The following is a 16,413-nucleotide window of genomic DNA, read 5'->3' on the forward strand; positions in this document are numbered from 1 at the left end:
GGCTGAGTTAACGCCGCGTCCACATCGCTTGAGACGCGCCTGCCTTAAACTGTGGACATGACTGAAGGGAATTGCATGGAGAGTCGTGTCGTGGCCCCGGAGGGGTCCTATGGGCGCGCGCGTCATCGCCGCGCCGAGCATGAAGGCGCAAAGCGCGAGATGAAGTGTCCCAAGCGTGATGGTCACCCGCGTGAACCCCGCGCCATGACGGCCGTCGGGGTCGCTGGCGTCGCGCTGCTGGTGGCCGTCCTCGTGCCCCTCGTGCTCATCAGCGCGTACAACCACTCCTATGCGGATGACTGGCACTATGGCGTGTGGGCGCATCTCGCACTTCAGAGGACGGGCAACATTGGCGTCGCGCTGATCACCGCGCTCCAGCAGGCGGGGAATGCCTGGTTTGACTGGCAGGGCACCTATTCCGCGATCTTCCTTATGGCGCTCGAGCCGAGCGTCTTTGGGGAGCAGTTCTACGTGATCGCCGCGCCGCTCGTGCTCGCAAGCCTCATCGCCGGCACCTTCTTCTTCACGCATGTCGTCATGGTCGAGCTGCTTGGTGCCGAGAGGGGCGCCTGGCTGGGGCTGTCCTGCGTGACGGTAGCCGTCCAGCTCCTTCTGCAACCGAGCCCCGTCGAGGGTATCTTCTGGTTTAACAGCGCCGTCTACTACACCACCTACCACGCCGCCGCACTTGCCCTCTTGGGCTGCGTGGCGCGCATCGCCGATCCCGCCCGCCGCACGGCTCCTCGAGGGGCCAAGATATGGGCGTGCGTGCTCGCCGTGTTCGTTGCGGGTGGCAACTTTGTTACGGCGCTCGTTGTGGTAGAGGTCATGACCTGCGTGCTCGTCGTGCTGATTGCCCGCCGTAGGCGGGCCTCGTCTGATGTCCTCGCGCCGTTTGGACTCCTGGTCGTGGGGCTTGCGCTGTCGCTTGCCGCTCCCGGCAACGAAGTTCGTCAGCAGACGCAGTTCCCCGAGGACTCCGCGGGGGTTGTCGGCACCATCGTGAAGTCGTCGCTTGCGGCGTTCCAGTATCTGGAGGAGTGGAGTGGCGGTCTCGTGCTGCTCCTTGCGGTGCTCGCGGCCGTCATTGCCGTGCGCGTCTGCGTCCGCGCCGCCGAGCGCGGCTGGCGCTTTCCCATGCCCGCCCTCGTCGCCGCCGGCTCGATCGCGCTGTTTGCCACGAGCTTCACGCCCACGTTCTGGGCGGAGGGAACGGTGGGCCCTGGCCGCGTTCAGAACTGCCGCTTCGATTTGTTCGTGGTGCTTGTCGTTCTGAACGTCTTCTGGTTCTGTGGCTGGGTCGCGGCGCGTCGCCGTGAGCTGGGTGCGGGCTCGACGCGTGGCCACGTTATGACGGCTCAGCACGTTGGAGTCGCGGCTGGCCTCGTAATCCTGGTGTTTGCGTGCGTCGTGGGCTCTATGGCTACCGATAAGGATATGGGTGAGGAACTCTCGAGTGTCTCCGCGGCGCGCTCGATCATCTCCGGGCAGGCCGCCGCATATGACGCCCAGGTAGAGGATCGTCTCGCGACCATTGAGACCTCGACCGCAGACGAGCTCCGCGTGCCGTTCTACACCAACGTGCCGCACGTCCTGCTCATGGGCGACATCCGCGACAACATGGACAACTACATCAACTACCGCCTCTGCCAGTGGTATGGCAAGAAGTCGATTGTGGCCTATCATGCGCCTTCCGGCACCATGGCGAGCGATGTCGTGACGGATGCGGGCACGACGGATGTGCCCGCGGCTGACGCCGTCGTAACGGATACCGCCACGACGGATGTGGCTGTCTCGTGAGCTCGGATAACGCGATGATGCCCGCGACGGATGGCGCCGTGCATCAGCCCCTGTCGGGCAGGACCATCGCGCGAAAGGTGGCCCGTCTCCCCGAGCGCTCCAGCGCCTTTAACGATGGCGACCGCTGGCGCCGCGTCGGCGACGGCCTCGCTCGTCTCGGCCTCGCGCTGTGCGCGCTCATGCTCGGCGTGGTCCTTCTCGTGGTGGTGCTTTCTACCGTCTGGCTCATGGTGGGCGCGGAGGACGGCAACCTCACGCAATCCATGTCGATCTACACCTGGGCGGGCCCGAAGGCGTCCCTCATCGCGGGCGCCGTTGGCGGCGTGGCGACCGCGGCCTTGTGCTATGTGGCTTGGCGCCACGGCAGCGTCCTCGATGGACCGCGTGCCACGAGGGTGCTTATCCTTGGTGCGCTCGTCTTCCAGGTGCTGATGATTCTGGGCATCCAGGCGCGCGATACCTATTGGGGCGACTCGTGGATGATCCGCGACTTTGTCCATAAGGCGATTGAGGGAGGGGGCGTCGCGGCGGCGTTTTCCGGCCCGTACGGGACGCTCTTCACCGACGCGCGTCTTTATTTCTGCTGCTATCCGTTCCAGGCATCGCTCTTCTGGATCATGTATGCGCTTCGCCTCGCGTTTGGCGAATACTCCTACATGGTCTTCCAGCTGCTGTCGTCGCTGGTGACCTGCCTCGGCGTGTGGGCGCTGCTCGACCTGGGGTCGAACGTTGGGGCGAGCGCGGGCGCGCGCCGCATCCTCTGGGTGCTCGTGGCCATGTGCCTGCCGATGTACTGGCTCTCCGCGTTCCTCTACGGAAACGCGATGGGTTGCGGCTTCGCGCTCGCCTTCCTCGCCCTACAGGCTCGCGCGATGCGGGCGGATGAGCTGCGCGTCGCCTTCAGGTGGCTGGCGCTTTCGTTCGTGCCGCTCGTTCTCGCGCTTTGCGTCAAGGCGACCTTCGTGCTCTTCGCAATCGCCGCCGTGCTCGCATGGCTCGTACTTGCCGTCAGCCGCAAGAGCGCCTGGGGCCTTGCGGCGTGCCTTTCCGTCGTGCTCCTCGCGCGCTCCGCGGCGGGTTTGCCCTTCGAGGCGCTTCGTGCAGCCTCTGGCTATGAGTTTGGCGATGCCTTGACCACGCTTAACCACCTCGAGCTTGGGCTTCGCATGGGTGCGGGCGAGTTCTACGTGAGCTTGGACGGCGGCGCGCCCGAGTTCGCGCCTGGCGGCTGGTCCAATCACGCCAACGCCACGTGGTTCTTCTCGGGCGAGAGCGCCGACATTCAGAACGAGATTGCTGCTGGGGAGATCGCGGCGGACGTCACCGAGTTCGTCTCCGACCCCTCCTACGCGGCTCGCTTCTTCTCCGTCAAACTCGCCACGGAGTGGGCGGACCCGACCTATCAGTCCCTCTACTACCTCTCGATGTGCGGAATCCCCGGTGGCGGACGCCTCAACCTGGGGGATGCGAGCAAGCCCCTGGGCGCCATTTCCTCGTGGCTGACCTACCTGCTCGACGGCTACCAGACGGTTGAGTTCGCCGCTGCGTTTGGCTATGTGGCCTGGGCCTGCCGTAGATGGGGGAGGGGCAGCGAGGGGAAGGAGGTCGCAGGCTTGCCTGCGGCTGACCCGGCTGGCGGCGCCGGCTCCTCTGCGGGCGCGCCTGCGGCTGACCCGACTGGCGGCGTCGGCTCCTCTGCGGGCGCACGGCGACATGACGTCGCCCCGACTCCTGACGTGTGCGTGGGCGATGGTTCCGTGACGTGCGCGACCCTGCTCATTGCCGCGACCTTCTTTACGGGGTTTGGCTGCTACCTGCTTTGGGAGGCAAAGGCCGTCTATGTGTTGCCCTTTGCCATCGTGGTCCTTCCCCTTGCGGCGGAGGGCCTTGAACAAGCTTTACAATGGGCGAAGTCTGCAATTGGGGGCGGGCGCTCGATCTAGCACGTCTCCTTGTCCGTTTGGAGACGCTCGATGCCGATAGAGCCAAAGCCCAAGCCTGCCAGTTGCGATTCGCGAGCCGTCGCCCCGCGCGTTCCGCATGGTCGCGCCTTCCGCATGATCGCACCCTTTTTGCTGGCGCTTCTACCTGTGGTGGCGCTCTGCCTTTTGCATGCGCCGGTCTATGCCACCCCTCCGGATGACTTCGTGCAGGGACTCTTCGCGCGTGGTCAGTTCCAGGCCGCCGCGAGCTCGCTCATGCCCTATACGCTCGTCCTCGTGAGCGCGCCGCTCTCGGCGCTCTACCAACTTATGCCGCAGGTTCCGTGGTATGCGCTCATGCTGCTTGCGATGCTGGTCGTCTCGTTCTGGATAGCCTGGAGCCAGCTCATCTCCCTGGGTCTCTCTCGCGCACGGCTTGTATGCCTTGGTGCCGTGCTGCTCTCGTGCGAGATCGTTTGCGTGTGGTACTTCACGTACACCATCGTTGCGTTCATTGTGCTTGCCGCCGGCCTTATGCTCATCATGCCGCGCGCGGTCTTTGGCGACGCCGGCCGCCCGAGCCTGGCTGACATCGCGGGCTACGTGCTTGTGGCGCTCGGTTTCTCTCTGCGCCCCGAGTCCGGAGTCGCAGCCCTCGTCCTGTTCGCTCCCTTCCTCGTCTGGGCGCTCGCTCGCAGTCGTCGCGCGGGTACGTTGCTCCGCGCCGTGGCGGTCGTTGCCGTGATTGCGATTTCCTATGGGGCTGGCCAGGCCGCTTACCGCGCGACTCCTGGTTGGGAGGATTTCCCCTCCTATCTCGATGCCGGCCGCAAGGTGCTCGACACGCAGCGAATGGACGTCTCGAGGGTTCGCGAGCAGGCGCCGGAGCTCAGCGACAATGATGTTGCCATGATGTACGACTGGGACTTCGTCGACCACGAGGTCTTCTCGACGGACCTGTTCGAGCGCATCTCCAAGGCTGAGTCCACCTACGGGCTCGCGCATCTCATCGCGTCGTTCAAGGCGAAGGTCACGTATCTGTTGATCGCATTGTCGGCTCTTTTGCTCGCTGTTGCGGCTGCCCTTTCGCGGATGAAGGGTCTGGAGAAGTCCGTTCGCGTCCTTTCGTTTGGCGTGGTCGCGATGGCGCTCCTGAACTACATGCTCATCGTCATGCGTGGCCGTCCGAGGCTTCATATCGTTATTCCCGTGGCAATCGTCACACTATTCGCCCTTCTTGTCTGCTGTCAGGGCCCCACCGAGCGTAAGGGCCGCCACAGTGCTGATGCGGTTCCTGCCCCGGGCGCCCGCGCCCGCGTGGTGGCAGCGATTACGTGCGTCGTCTGCGCGGCGGGCCTCGGCATGTTCTGGGTGACGACGGTGCGCCCGCTTCAGTCGAGGCTTTCGCTTCCCTTCGCGGCTGCGGCGAGCGAGTACGTCGAGAGCCACCCGGATGAGCTCGTGGTATTCGGCCACACCCAGAGCGCTTGGTTCAGCGGGACCGACGCCTTCGCATCCGCGAGGTGGCAGTGCCCGGATAACATTCTGCTTGTGGGAGGATGGGAGAGCGAGACCGCGCCGTGGGACACCTGCCTTGAGCGTTGGGGTCTCACGGATGCCGCACCCCTCATGCAACTCGCCACGCGCCGCGACATGACGCTTGTCGCGACCGAGGCGACGGCGAAGCTCTATGAGGCCTATCTGCAAGAGCATGTCGACCCCTCGGTGATCGCCACCAAGGTCTCTGACCTCGGCGCCGGCGCCATCTCGAGCAAGATGATCTCGGTGTGGAACTTTAGCTCTGCCACGGGGATGCCTACCGCATAAGCGACGGCTCGCCGACCGCCGCTTTTCGCTACACTTAGCAACCGTCCCGTTTATGCGGGCGAGCCGCGCCTGTGCGGCGCCACACAATCATGAGCACCGCCCAACCGGGTGAGGGTGCTAGCAGGTATTTTGGAGGAACAGTGCTTTCAGTTGACGAGCAGATGAAGGTCATCACTTCTGGCGTCTCCCAGATCGTCCCCGAGGAGGAGCTCCGCGAGAAGCTACGTCGTGGAAAGCCCCTGAACATCAAGCTGGGCGTCGATCCCACGAGCCCGGACCTCCACCTGGGCCACGCCGTGCCCCTGCGCAAGATGCGCCAGTTCCAGGACCTGGGCCACAACGTCACCCTGATCATCGGCAACGGCACCGCTCTCATTGGCGACCCGTCCGGTCGCGACTCCACCCGCCCGCCCCTCACGGAGGAGCAGGTCGAGGCCAACGCCGAGACCTACGTTGCGCAGGCCATGAAGGTCCTCGACCCCGAGAAGACGACCATCGTCCACAACGGTGACTGGATCAAGCCGCTCAACCTTGGCGAGATGCTTGGCCTCATGAGCAAGTTCAACGTCGCCCGCATTCTCGAGCGCGAGGACTTCCACAACCGCTACACCAACGGTCTCTCCATTGCCCTGCACGAGTTCATCTACCCCGTGCTCCAGGCCTATGATTCCGTCGTGGTCAAGGCCGACGTCGAGATGGGCGGCAACGACCAGATTTTCAACCTGCTCGCCGGCCGCGACCTCATGCGTGCCGAGGGTATGGAGCCGCAGGTCGCCCTCACGATGCCGCTGCTCGTGGGCACCGATGGCGTGAAGAAGATGTCCAAGAGCTACAAGAACTACATTGGCCTTACCGACGAGCCTGCCGATATGTTTGGCAAGATCATGTCCATCGCCGACGAGATCGTCCCGATGTACTATCGCCTCTGCTCGACCAAGACTATCGAGGAGATCGAGGCCATCGACGCCGCGTTCGCCGACGGCTCCGCCGATCCCTACAAGCTCAAGCGCGAGCTTGGCGTTAACATCGTCGACCTCTACCACGGCGCGGGTGCTGGCCAGAAGGCGCTCGAGGCTTTCGACGCCCAGTTCAAGAAGGGTGAGGTTCCCGAGAACGTGCCGGAGTTCCCCGCCTCTGTCGTCGAGGTGAACGATGAGGGTCTGGTCTACCTCGGCAAGCTCCTCGTTGACCTGGGGATTGCCAGCAGCGCCGGCGAGGCTCGTCGTCTCGTTGACGGCGGTGGCGTCAAGGTGAATGGCGAGGCTCTCGCGCCGAAGTGCTACAACGTCGACCCCACGCCGTTCGTGGCGGGTGCCGTTGTCCAGTCCGGCAAGAGGCGCTGGGCCAGGCTCGTCTAACGCGCCTTCGACCAGGTTTGTCTGATGCGCCAGCGGGCGGGCTGCCTGACGCGCTAGCGACGGCCAGGTTCGTCTGACGTGCCTTCGACCAGGCTGCCTGACATGCCTGCGAGCGGGTTCGCCTAACGTGCCAGCGGGCGGACTCGTCTAGCACGCCTGTGGGTTTGTTCTTCCAACTGCGTCTACGGGCTGAGCTCAACTGTGCTTTGCCCCTGGCGCGTTCGATGGCGAGCATCAATCTGCTTTGTTTCATGTGACGTAAGGCCCACGACTCGTTCGCGTTCGCGAGCGGGTCGTGGACCTTACGTGACAATAAGTAATTCCCTGCAGAATGTTTCGTCCTTCTCGGAATGGATTGCCAGTATCGTCGCAGGTAAAGCTTTTGTAGTGTCATTGTTTGACGCACTTTGGCTCGTTTTTGCGAAAACGTGTTGGATTCATGTCAGGTTTCGGTTTGAGTGCGTGGGACTTTCTTGGCCTCGATTTTCGCGGACGGATGCGAACCTGATAGCGTTGTGCCATGGCTATCTGCATCTGCAACATATCGGCACTCGAACTCCTTCGCTCGCGAGGCAAGCTCGCCCCAGAGCTCCTAGACATGTGTCGTGCTTCAACGCTTCAGGGTTGCGGAATTCCAGGAAAGCTAGAGCTCGAGGACGCTCTTGCGGCGTTTGGAGAGGTGTCGCGTCCTTGCCATTTGATGATTCTGGCAGATAAGGCACGGAGCAAGCCGTGGGCCATCAGACACGAATGGAGGACCGACCCTCCTTCCAGGTCCCTTATTCGATTGTCGAAAGACGTTTTGGTGGAATCTCCGGAGCTCATGTTCTTCGACCTTGCCTCATCGCAGGATTTTGACGTTGTGGACCTTGCGCTGGTGGGTCTTGAACTGTGCGGAACATACCTCCTCGACAATGGTCAGAGTGGTTGGGACGGCTTCGTTAATATCGATATGCCGATGACTTCGAGGCAGTCGATTGGGCGAATTGCTAACCGCTTGAAGTGGAGGCCTGGCCTTGGGAAGGCGCGAGAAGCCATGGGGCTTGTTGTCGATGGCTGCCATTCCCCAATGGAGAGCGTGCTTCTTGCCCTGCTGACGTTTCCGCGGCGTCTGGGAGGTCTTGGCTTGTCTGGTGCGAGGGCGAACTATCGCATCGCTACCCCGTCGGGAGATCGTTTTGCCGACATTGCGTTTCCGGAGCTTAAGATTGTATTTGAATACAAAGGACGTAGGTATCATCTGCCTGAGCAGGCGGGACGTGATGATAGGAGGCAGAACTCACTGGTCGGGCTCGGGTGGACGGTTATCAACGTCTGGTACGAAGACCTCGTTGATTCGCAATTGTTCGCGCGTCTGGAGTCGGTGGCATTAAAGGCGGCAGGGAAGCGCGATAGGATTCGCTCGGATAGTTTTCGCGGCCGACAGCAATGCCTTCGAGCTCGATTGATTCCGCGTTTGAGGAAGTGGGCGTCGATAGCGTGACGAGAATTTCCGGAGATGAAAAGGCGGTCGTCTATCCGCGCAGTTTGTCTCGGTTATGGGTGCATGGTTACGGTCGCCTGGCGATGCCGCCTGCCATAAATGGCAGGCGGTATTTTGACCAGATGGTCAAAATACCCATCTTGGCGTACGCGATATCGAATTGGCGAACTACGAAAGAGCGCCCTTGATGGAGTTTGGCAAAACAGCGTTGCCATAAGTGAGCAAAATGGGCGCGATTTGCCCGTTTAATGAGACTATGTCTCATTAATATTTAAGCGAAGCCTCCCCGAAGGCCCTTTATGGTGTGTCGTGCGTACGCCAAGATGGTGTTTTTGACCATCGCCGACGAAAAACGTTCCTGAGCGCTCTTGGGATACCGGAATGAGGGGCGCTTGTTGACATGTGCTCCTGCTGTCTGACTGTTATTCTAAAAAGTTGGAAAACGAAAGGCGGCTTGCGCCGCGTGCGATTGGGGATTCGATGACGATGGAGCTATTGGCTCCGGCGGGTGGCCCGGAGCCGTTCCGCGCGGCGCTGGCTGCCGGTGCTGATGCGATCTACTGCGGCGTCGGCAATGATTTCAATGCTCGCCGCAACGCTCACAACTTTGATTTCGATGCTTTTGAGGCTGCGTGCCGCGAGGCGCATCTTGCGGGCACACGCGTTTACGTGACCATTAACGTCGTCGTTCGCGATGAGGAGATGCCGCGTGCTCTCGCCCTTGTGCGCGAGGCATCCGTGCGTGGCGCTGATGCCTTCATCATTCAGGACTGGGGCCTATTCGACCAGATCCACAAGACCTGGCCCGAGCTTGAGCTACATGTGTCCACGCAGGCGAACGTCCACGATGCGCGCGGCGTTGCTTGGGCTCGCGAGCAGGGCGCGCATCGTGTGACCTTGTCCCGCGAGCTCTCTCTTACCGAGATTTCTCGCATCGCGGAGGAGGGCGTCGAGCTGGAGGTATTCGGCCACGGAGCCCTTTGCTTCTGCTACTCCGGCGTGTGCCTCATGTCGAGCATGGCCGGAGGTCGCAGCGCCAATCGCGGTCTGTGCGCCCAGCCCTGCAGGCTGCTCTATCGCCTTGTCGATGAGGCTGGAATCGACATTGCCGCTCCGGGGCGCACGCGTCCCCTCTGCCCGAAGGACGCCTGCACCGCTGGTGATGTCGCCGCGCTTATGAAGGCTGGTGTCGGTTCGCTTAAGGTTGAGGGCCGTATGAAGGCGCCTGATTACGTCTGGAGCGTTATCGGGGCCTATCGCGAACAGATCGATTCTGTTCTGACGGGAGCGCCCGCGTCGGCCGAGCTTGGCGGCACGCCCGTCCCCGCCCATGTCGTGCGTCGTCTCAAGCGCGCTTTCAACCGCGATTTCACCGATGCCTACCTGCGCGGTTCCGCTGATGACGAGATGATGAGCTACGAACGCTCGAACAACCGCGGCCAGCTCGTTGGCGAGGTCCTCTCGAGCTCGGGTGGCCAGCTCCAGCGCAGGGACGGAAGGGGCAACCTCCACCGCGATCCGCGCCAGGACAAGAAGAGCGCTCGCTGTACCGTTATCGTGCGCGTTGACGAGCCCGTTGGCGCTGGAGACCTGCTTGAGCTTCGTCCGGACAACGACCCGGATGCCTTTCTCACGGCGACCGTTCCCAGCGATGTTCCCGCGGGCGGTACGGTCGAGTGTCGAGTGGCGCGCCCGATGCCGGTGGGCTGCCCGGTCAGGGTCATCCGCAGCAAGGCAGCGCACGATGGCAGCTCGGCGGACCTTTCTCGCGAGGTCGCTCGCAAGCGCGTGGTCGACGTGCGCGTTGTCGCGCGGCTAGGAGAGCCTCTTTCCGTTGAGCTCACCTGCGTGAATGGTCCCGCGTTGCCCGATGGCTCACTTCCACAGGCCGTGGCTACGGGCCCGGTTGTCGAGGCCGCGCGCACGAAGGCGCTGACGAGCGAGGACCTGGCCGAGCATGTCGGACGCATGGGCGCCTCGGCCTTTGAGCCGCGTTCGGTCGAGGTTGAACTTGACGAGGGCTGTGGCATGGGCTTCTCCGTCGTGCACAAGGTCCGCGCTGCTGCTTGCGAGGCGCTGGAGGAAGCCATTCTCGCGCCGTATGCCGACCGTGCCCGTGCGCTCGCACCCGTCTCCGCGATGCCTGCCGTTGCCACCATGCCTGCCGTCGCCTCCGGTGCGGAAGACACCGCTTGCGCTGTCGCGACGCCAACTCCGGAGGCCTGCGTCATTGCGCCGTCGCCCGAGGTGGCCCGTGCTGCCACGGCTGCCGGCGCTACGCGCGTGTACGCTGCGTCCGACGAGCTTGGCGAGCCTGGAAGCCCTGCGCCCGTCTGGCCTGTCGGCAGCGTCCCTATCCTTGACGAGGTCTGCCGCGACCCAGAGCATGCTCGCATCGACCCGTGGGTAACGGCTGGTGCTTCCGTTGCCGCGGGTAACGTCTCCGAGCTCGCGCTTGCTGCGAGCTGCGGCGCGAAGGCGGAGATTCGTGGTTGCATCCCCATTCACAACGCCTTCGCCCTCGATAAGTTCGAGCGCGCCGGTGCGGCTGGCGTCTGGCTTTCGCCCGAGCTCACACTCGCGGAGATCCAGGCTCTCGCCCCGCGCGCCAACGTGCCCGTGGGCATCATCGTCTCGGGCCGTCCGCGCGTTATGACGAGCGAACATTGCGTTCTTAAGGCGGCGAATCGCTGCATCCACGATTGCGCGCGGTGTGCGCTACGCCGGCGTATGATCTCGCTTCGCGATCGAGATGGCCGTCTCCTGCCCGTCAGAACGGATCTCAATGGCCGTTCGCGCATCTATGACGCGGTGCCCCTCGACCTGACACCGCAGGTAGGCGAGCTCATCGAGGCGGGCGTGACACGCTTCGCGGTCGACGCGACGCTTCTCAACGAGGCGGAGACCAGGGCTGCCGTTGAGCGCCTCGTCAACGCGCTCGCCGCCGTTCGAGAGGGGCGAAAGCCCGCCTCGCGCGAGCGCCACGCCTCAAGTGGGCATCTGTTCTGGGGCATCGGATAGGCGCGAGTCGGGTAGCATCCAAGAGTGATTTGAGAACACGCCCGCCTTGCGGGGGAGAGGATAGACATGGCTGACAACGAGAACACCACGGAAAGCGCGTCGGAGAAGGACAAGATGGCCAAGATCGACCACCGTCTGCTCGAGGACGTCCTTGACGCGATTCGACCGAGCTTCCAGGCGGATGGCGGCGACATCGAGCTTATCGGTGTCGATGACGAGACCGGCGTCGTCACCATCGAGATGACGGGTGCCTGCGCCGCCTGCATGTTCGCTTCGACGGACATCTCCGAGGGCATCGACACCATCATCAAGGAGCACGTCCCCGGCGTCACCGCGGTACGCCCCGTAATGTACTAGCGCTTGATCGGGCGGCGCGTGCCCGCGGCTCAACCGGGCCGCGCTCGCGTCTGATCGCCTCACGCGAACGGCAAGGAGGAGACATGGCGATTGACAAGGACCTTCTGGAGGTCGTGCTCGATGCAGTGCGTCCGAGTCTTCAGGCGGACGGCGGCGACTGCGCCCTCGTTGGCGTCGATGACGAGACCGGCGTCGTCACCATCGAGATGACGGGCGCCTGCGCGGGCTGCTCGCTCTCCGAGGTCACGATTTCTCAGGGTATCGAGCGCGTGCTCAAAGACAACGTTCCCGGCGTCACCGGTGTGAGGACGGTGATGTAGGTGGTCCTCTCAGACCGCGACATCAAGGCCGAGATGACCGCCGGCCGCATCGTCATCGAGCCGCTCGACATGGAGGATGTCCAGCCGGCTTCGGTAGACGTGCGTCTTGGCTCGAGTTTCAGGGTCTTCCGCAACTCCACGCACGCCTACATCGACCCGACGCTGCCTCAGCCGGACCTCACCGAGGAGGTTGTGGTCCCCGAGGGCGGGCAGTTCGTGCTGCATCCTGGGCAGTTTGTGCTCGGCACGACGCTCGAGCGCATCGCCGTGCCCGATGACATCCTCGGCAAACTCGAGGGCAAATCGACGCTGGGTCGCCTCGGCCTCATGATTCACTCAACCGCTGGCTATGTCGATCCGGGCTGGGATGGAGAGATCACGCTTGAGCTCTCCAACGTCGCCACGCTGCCCATCGTGCTTCATCCGGGCATGCGTATCGGGCAGATGTCTTTCGAGCGCATGTCGAGCCCGGCCGAGCGTCCGTATGGCTCTGCTGGTCTTGGGAGCCACTACCAGGGCCAGCGTGGCGCTGCTGCCGCCCATACGCTCACGCGCTAAAAACGGCCGTATCGCCCCGCGCTGAGGCACGTTCCTGACGGTGTCTTGTGCGCCGCGTCTGTTGCGCCGCATCCGCGTGTGCCCCGTCTGCGTGTGCCGCATCCGCATGCGCCCTGTCGGCCCGGCGCTCAAATATCGTTTCGAGGAGTTACATGCTCAACGAGCTTTACCACAGCCTCAATCCCGTCGCGATTTCGATCGGGCCGGTCCAAGTTCATTGGTACGCGCTTGCCTACCTCGCGGGCTTTGTCCTGGCGGGCATCGTGATCTACCGCGTCTCGCGTCGCTGGGGCCTGGATATTACCGGGGACGAGGTCGCGAATATCATCGTTGCGATGGCGTGGGGTATCATCATCGGTGCCCGCCTGTTCTATGTGCTCTTCTACGGAGATGGCTACTACTTCGCCAACCCGCTGAAGATTTTCGCCCTGAACGAGGGCGGCATGAGCTTCCACGGCGGCCTCGTGGGGGCCATCGTTGGTGGTTCGCTCATGTGCCGCTCCTGCCATCTCTCCGTCCCGACAGTCTGCGACCTCGGCGTTATCGGCGCGCCCCTGGGACTGTTCTTCGGTCGTTGCGCCAACTTCGTGAACGGTGAGCTTTGGGGCAAGCCCACGGATCTTCCGTGGGGCGTAGTCTTCGAGACGGGCGGCAACGTCGCGCGTCATCCCAGTCAGCTGTACGAGGCCATTCTCGAGGGTCTCGTCATCTTCTGTGTGCTGTGGATGATGAGCCGACGCAGGCCCGCTCGCCCGCAGGGCACCTTCATGGGGACGTTCCTCGTGCTCTACGGCGTTTTCCGCTTCCTTATCGAGTTCGTCCGCGTGCCTGACGCACAGCTTGGCTACCTGCTTGGGCCCATCACGATGGGTCAGCTGCTGAGCCTGCCGCTCGTGTTGCTGGGCATCGTCGTGCTTGCGTGGGCGGCGCGTGCCAAGCGCCCGCAGATTGGGCACGTGGGGTAGGGGCGTCCGTATTTGCGCTCGATTATGTGACGTAATCAAGCCGATCAAAGATATGTCCGCAGATGACGTATGCGACACTGCAAAAGTGATAAAGTTCACTAGTTGTGCGCATGTGCCTTAGACCGTGCGCACGCTAGCTTGCAGTATGGGCGCTGGCCAGAGGGACCGGCGCTGTGTACAAGAAGGAGACGTGAATGTCCGGACACTCTAAGTGGGCAACCACCAAGCATCGTAAGGGCGCGCAGGACGCCAAGCGCTCCGCGCTGTTCTCGAAGCTCTCCCGCAACATCACCGTTGCGGCCAAGCTCGGCGGCGACCCGCTCCCGGAGAACAACGCCTCCCTGGCTGCTGCCGTGGCTAAGGCCCGCATGTCCTCCATGCCGAAGGACCGCATCAAGGCCGCCATCGACAAGGCCTTTGGCGCTGGCGCTGACGCCGCGGTCTACTCTGAGGTCACCTACGAGGGCTATGGCCCCGCTGGCGTTGCCGTCTACGTTGACTGCCTGACTGACAACAAGAACCGCACCGCTGCTGACGTCCGCTCCGCCTTCACGCACTCTGGCGGCTCCCTGGGCACCACCGGCTCCGTTGCCTTCCAGTTCGAGCGTAAGGGCTCCATCGCTGTCGACAAGATCATCAAGTCCGATGACAAGAAGGTCGCCGACAAGGAGAACGCCGTCGACGAGGACGAGTTCATGATGGCCGTCGCCGAGGCTGGCGGAGACGATTACGAGGACGCCGGCGAGGAGTGGGTTGTCTGGACCGCCTATGACAAGATGCAGGATGTCCAGAAGGCCCTCGAGGCCCAGGGCATCGAGGTCAAGGGCTCCGAGCTGACCATGGTTCCCACCACCCCGACGACCGTCACCGTCGCTGACGCCAAGAAGGTCCAGCGCCTCGTTGACCGCCTCGAGGAGCTCGAGGACGTCCAGAACGTCTACCACACCATGGACGTGACCGACGAGATCGCCGCCGCCCTAGAGGAGGACGAGTAGACCTCGCCCAAGCGGTTCTAATCCCCGCCCGGTATGTATCGTGTCAGGGGTTCGGGGTATTCTAGAGCAAGACGCGCCCTGGTCGGGAGGCCGGGGCGCTTTTTGTTAGAAAGGGTGCTCATGGGTGGCTTCAAGCGCATCGTTTTCTTCCTGTTCTCGCTGGCGGGGCTCTTTGCCCTCGCCATGCTCGCCCTGCCTGCGTTTGGCATTGGCGTGGCGGAAATCTCCGCGTTTCTGTCGTATGACGCGGCTTATGTGGCGCTTGAGGTCTGTCTTGGCATGACGGCGGCATGGCTCGTCTTCAACCTGTTGCGTTCAATCTTCTCGCGCCGTCCCAAGGCCGCCATCTCCGTCATGAATATCGACGGTGGCGCCATCACGGTGACTCGTAACGCCGTCGCCTCGCAAGCGGGCCACATCGTGGAGGCCCTCGGCCTGGGCATTGCCAAGGATGTGGAGGTCCGCGCCGCAAAGCACGGCGTCGTCACCGTTGACGTGCACGTGATGCCGTATGAGTCCGTCGATATCACGAGCGAGGCGCCGGTGCTCCACGAGGCGCTCGTCACCGGGCTCTCCGCCATGTGCGGCGAATGCCTGGGAGATATCAACGTCGAGTTCCTCGAGCCGCAGCGTGGTACGTCCCTCGTCGTTCCCGTTGAGGAGGATGACGAGGACGAGGGCGCTTCCGAGAACCAATCCGCCGCGGCAGCGCCTGCGGCTGCACCCGCAGAGTCCACGGGTGACATCACGATTCCCATGAGCGTCGAGAAGGAGGCGTAAGACATGTCCGAGAAGCTCACTTGTCGCATCGAGCCGGCGGATGCGCCCACTTCCGCCTCGCCAGATAAGGTGCCAACCAACGGCCCGTCTGCAGCCGATGCCACTGGCACTCAGTCCACTGCTGCGCAGCCCTCGGGCGATGCGGCGCAGCCTGCGAGTGGCCCCGAGCCCACGGCGCAACCGGGAGCCTTTGCACGTGCCTCGCACTGGCTTGACGAGACGTTCCCCAATAGCCGCAATGCGGTTCTCGGGGGCGTGACCGGTCTTGTCGTGGCGCTTCTCCTCTTTGCGATTGGCGTCCTGAAGACCCTGGTCATTGCCATCCTCGTGGTTGTCGGCGTTGCCTGCGGCCAGTACCTTGACGGCGACCCCAAAATCGTCCGCTTTGTCCAGAGCCTGATGAAGAAGCGCTAGGGCGCCCGCTAAGGGTCACGCCCGTGATTGCCGGGAAATCCCGGTGGATAGGAGCCAACATGAGCACGAAGCCCACCATCGCGCAGGAGCCTGAGGTCGAGGCCCCGCTCACCGAGGAAACCGTCGAGGAGACAGCCGAGACTCCCGCCGAGGAGGCCGCCACTGCGTCGCTTGCCACCTCCGAGGAGGGCGACCTTACCTTCTCCGATGCCGATGAGGATCTTGATTCCGAAGACTCGCTCACCTTCTCCAACGGTGTCATCGAGAAGATCGTTGCCATTGCCGTGCGTGACGTCCCGGGCGTCCTTGGCATGAAGGGCGGCTTCATCAACCGCGTCCAGGAGACCTTTGGCGCGGCGGATCCCACGAAGGGCGTCTCCGTTGAGGTCATGCCGGACAGCTCTGTTCGCGTGAACATCTCCGTGCTCATCGAATATGGCGCGTTCGCCCCGCAGGTCTTCGAGGACGTCAAGAAGGTCGTCGTCAAGCAAGTCGTCGGGATGACGGGCCTTGAGGTTGGCGGCGTCAACCTTCGCATCGAGGACGTTCTCACTCCCGAGGAGTACGAGAACATGCAGGGCGGTAGCCACGACGAGGAAGAGGCGGAGTAGGC

Annotated in this window: 14 protein-coding genes; all 14 read left to right on the forward strand. The window is 63.2% G+C overall.

Annotated features, from left to right (window positions below):
• Positions 1-75 precede the first annotated feature (75 nt).
• The gene (locus tag ACTQ1Z_RS00830; RefSeq protein ID WP_441857983.1) at positions 76-1,800 is read left to right on the forward strand and encodes a DUF6056 family protein; all 1,725 of its coding nucleotides are present in this window, start codon (positions 76-78) and stop codon (positions 1,798-1,800) included.
• Complete coding sequence (locus ACTQ1Z_RS00835) at positions 1,797-3,743, forward strand: hypothetical protein (protein WP_441857985.1); 1,947 nt, start codon at positions 1,797-1,799, stop codon at positions 3,741-3,743. The genes ACTQ1Z_RS00830 and ACTQ1Z_RS00835 overlap by 4 nt, the downstream gene beginning before the upstream one ends.
• Before the next feature lie 30 nt (positions 3,744-3,773).
• Entirely contained in the window at positions 3,774-5,549 is a 1,776-nt protein-coding gene (locus tag ACTQ1Z_RS00840; protein WP_441857986.1) for a hypothetical protein, read from the forward strand.
• A 140-nt stretch (positions 5,550-5,689) separates the two neighbouring features.
• Entirely contained in the window at positions 5,690-6,907 is a 1,218-nt protein-coding gene (gene tyrS / locus ACTQ1Z_RS00845) for a tyrosine--tRNA ligase (protein ID WP_441857988.1), read from the forward strand.
• 823 nt (positions 6,908-7,730) lie between these two features.
• Positions 7,731-8,390, forward strand: coding sequence for a hypothetical protein (locus ACTQ1Z_RS00850; protein ID WP_441857990.1), 660 nt, complete (start codon positions 7,731-7,733; stop codon positions 8,388-8,390).
• A 480-nt stretch (positions 8,391-8,870) separates the two neighbouring features.
• Positions 8,871-11,411, forward strand: a complete 2,541-nt coding sequence (locus tag ACTQ1Z_RS00855) for a DUF3656 domain-containing U32 family peptidase (protein WP_441857992.1) — start codon at positions 8,871-8,873, stop codon at positions 11,409-11,411.
• Between the two features lie 66 nt (positions 11,412-11,477).
• Positions 11,478-11,768, forward strand: coding sequence for a NifU family protein (locus ACTQ1Z_RS00860; protein WP_441857994.1), 291 nt, complete (start codon positions 11,478-11,480; stop codon positions 11,766-11,768).
• 83 nt (positions 11,769-11,851) lie between these two features.
• Entirely contained in the window at positions 11,852-12,088 is a 237-nt protein-coding gene (locus ACTQ1Z_RS00865) for a NifU family protein (RefSeq protein WP_441857996.1), read from the forward strand.
• Positions 12,089-12,646, forward strand: a complete 558-nt coding sequence (gene dcd, locus ACTQ1Z_RS00870) for a dCTP deaminase (RefSeq protein WP_441857998.1) — start codon at positions 12,089-12,091, stop codon at positions 12,644-12,646.
• Positions 12,647-12,798: 152 nt separating this feature from the next.
• A complete protein-coding gene (gene lgt / locus ACTQ1Z_RS00875) occupies positions 12,799-13,611 on the forward strand; it encodes a prolipoprotein diacylglyceryl transferase (RefSeq protein ID WP_441858000.1) in 813 nt (270 codons plus the stop codon).
• A 194-nt stretch (positions 13,612-13,805) separates the two neighbouring features.
• Positions 13,806-14,606, forward strand: a complete 801-nt coding sequence (locus tag ACTQ1Z_RS00880) for a YebC/PmpR family DNA-binding transcriptional regulator (RefSeq protein ID WP_293815065.1) — start codon at positions 13,806-13,808, stop codon at positions 14,604-14,606.
• A 120-nt stretch (positions 14,607-14,726) separates the two neighbouring features.
• A complete protein-coding gene (locus ACTQ1Z_RS00885) occupies positions 14,727-15,386 on the forward strand; it encodes a hypothetical protein (RefSeq protein ID WP_441858002.1) in 660 nt (219 codons plus the stop codon).
• 3 nt (positions 15,387-15,389) lie between these two features.
• Complete coding sequence (locus tag ACTQ1Z_RS00890; RefSeq protein ID WP_441858004.1) at positions 15,390-15,800, forward strand: DUF2273 domain-containing protein; 411 nt, start codon at positions 15,390-15,392, stop codon at positions 15,798-15,800.
• 59 nt (positions 15,801-15,859) lie between these two features.
• Complete coding sequence (locus ACTQ1Z_RS00895) at positions 15,860-16,411, forward strand: Asp23/Gls24 family envelope stress response protein (protein ID WP_441858006.1); 552 nt, start codon at positions 15,860-15,862, stop codon at positions 16,409-16,411.
• Positions 16,412-16,413 lie beyond the last annotated feature (2 nt).

Source organism: Parolsenella sp. LCP21S3_E11 (assembly GCF_052118165.1).
Taxonomy (GTDB): domain Bacteria; phylum Actinomycetota; class Coriobacteriia; order Coriobacteriales; family Atopobiaceae; genus Parolsenella.

What these genes read in the sequence shown, in the direction of transcription:
- ACTQ1Z_RS00830 (WP_441857983.1), top strand. Translation starts at nt 76, where the DNA reads ATGGAGAGTCGTGTCGTGGCCCCGGAGGGGTCCTATGGGCGCGCGCGT.
- ACTQ1Z_RS00840 (WP_441857986.1), top strand. Translation starts at nt 3,774, where the DNA reads ATGCCGATAGAGCCAAAGCCCAAGCCTGCCAGTTGCGATTCGCGAGCC.
- ACTQ1Z_RS00850 (WP_441857990.1), top strand. Translation starts at nt 7,731, where the DNA reads ATGTTCTTCGACCTTGCCTCATCGCAGGATTTTGACGTTGTGGACCTT.
- ACTQ1Z_RS00855 (WP_441857992.1), top strand. Translation starts at nt 8,871, where the DNA reads ATGACGATGGAGCTATTGGCTCCGGCGGGTGGCCCGGAGCCGTTCCGC.
- ACTQ1Z_RS00860 (WP_441857994.1), top strand. Translation starts at nt 11,478, where the DNA reads ATGGCTGACAACGAGAACACCACGGAAAGCGCGTCGGAGAAGGACAAG.
- ACTQ1Z_RS00865 (WP_441857996.1), top strand. Translation starts at nt 11,852, where the DNA reads ATGGCGATTGACAAGGACCTTCTGGAGGTCGTGCTCGATGCAGTGCGT.
- lgt (WP_441858000.1), top strand. Translation starts at nt 12,799, where the DNA reads ATGCTCAACGAGCTTTACCACAGCCTCAATCCCGTCGCGATTTCGATC.
- ACTQ1Z_RS00880 (WP_293815065.1), top strand. Translation starts at nt 13,806, where the DNA reads ATGTCCGGACACTCTAAGTGGGCAACCACCAAGCATCGTAAGGGCGCG.
- ACTQ1Z_RS00885 (WP_441858002.1), top strand. Translation starts at nt 14,727, where the DNA reads ATGGGTGGCTTCAAGCGCATCGTTTTCTTCCTGTTCTCGCTGGCGGGG.
- ACTQ1Z_RS00890 (WP_441858004.1), top strand. Translation starts at nt 15,390, where the DNA reads ATGTCCGAGAAGCTCACTTGTCGCATCGAGCCGGCGGATGCGCCCACT.
- ACTQ1Z_RS00895 (WP_441858006.1), top strand. Translation starts at nt 15,860, where the DNA reads ATGAGCACGAAGCCCACCATCGCGCAGGAGCCTGAGGTCGAGGCCCCG.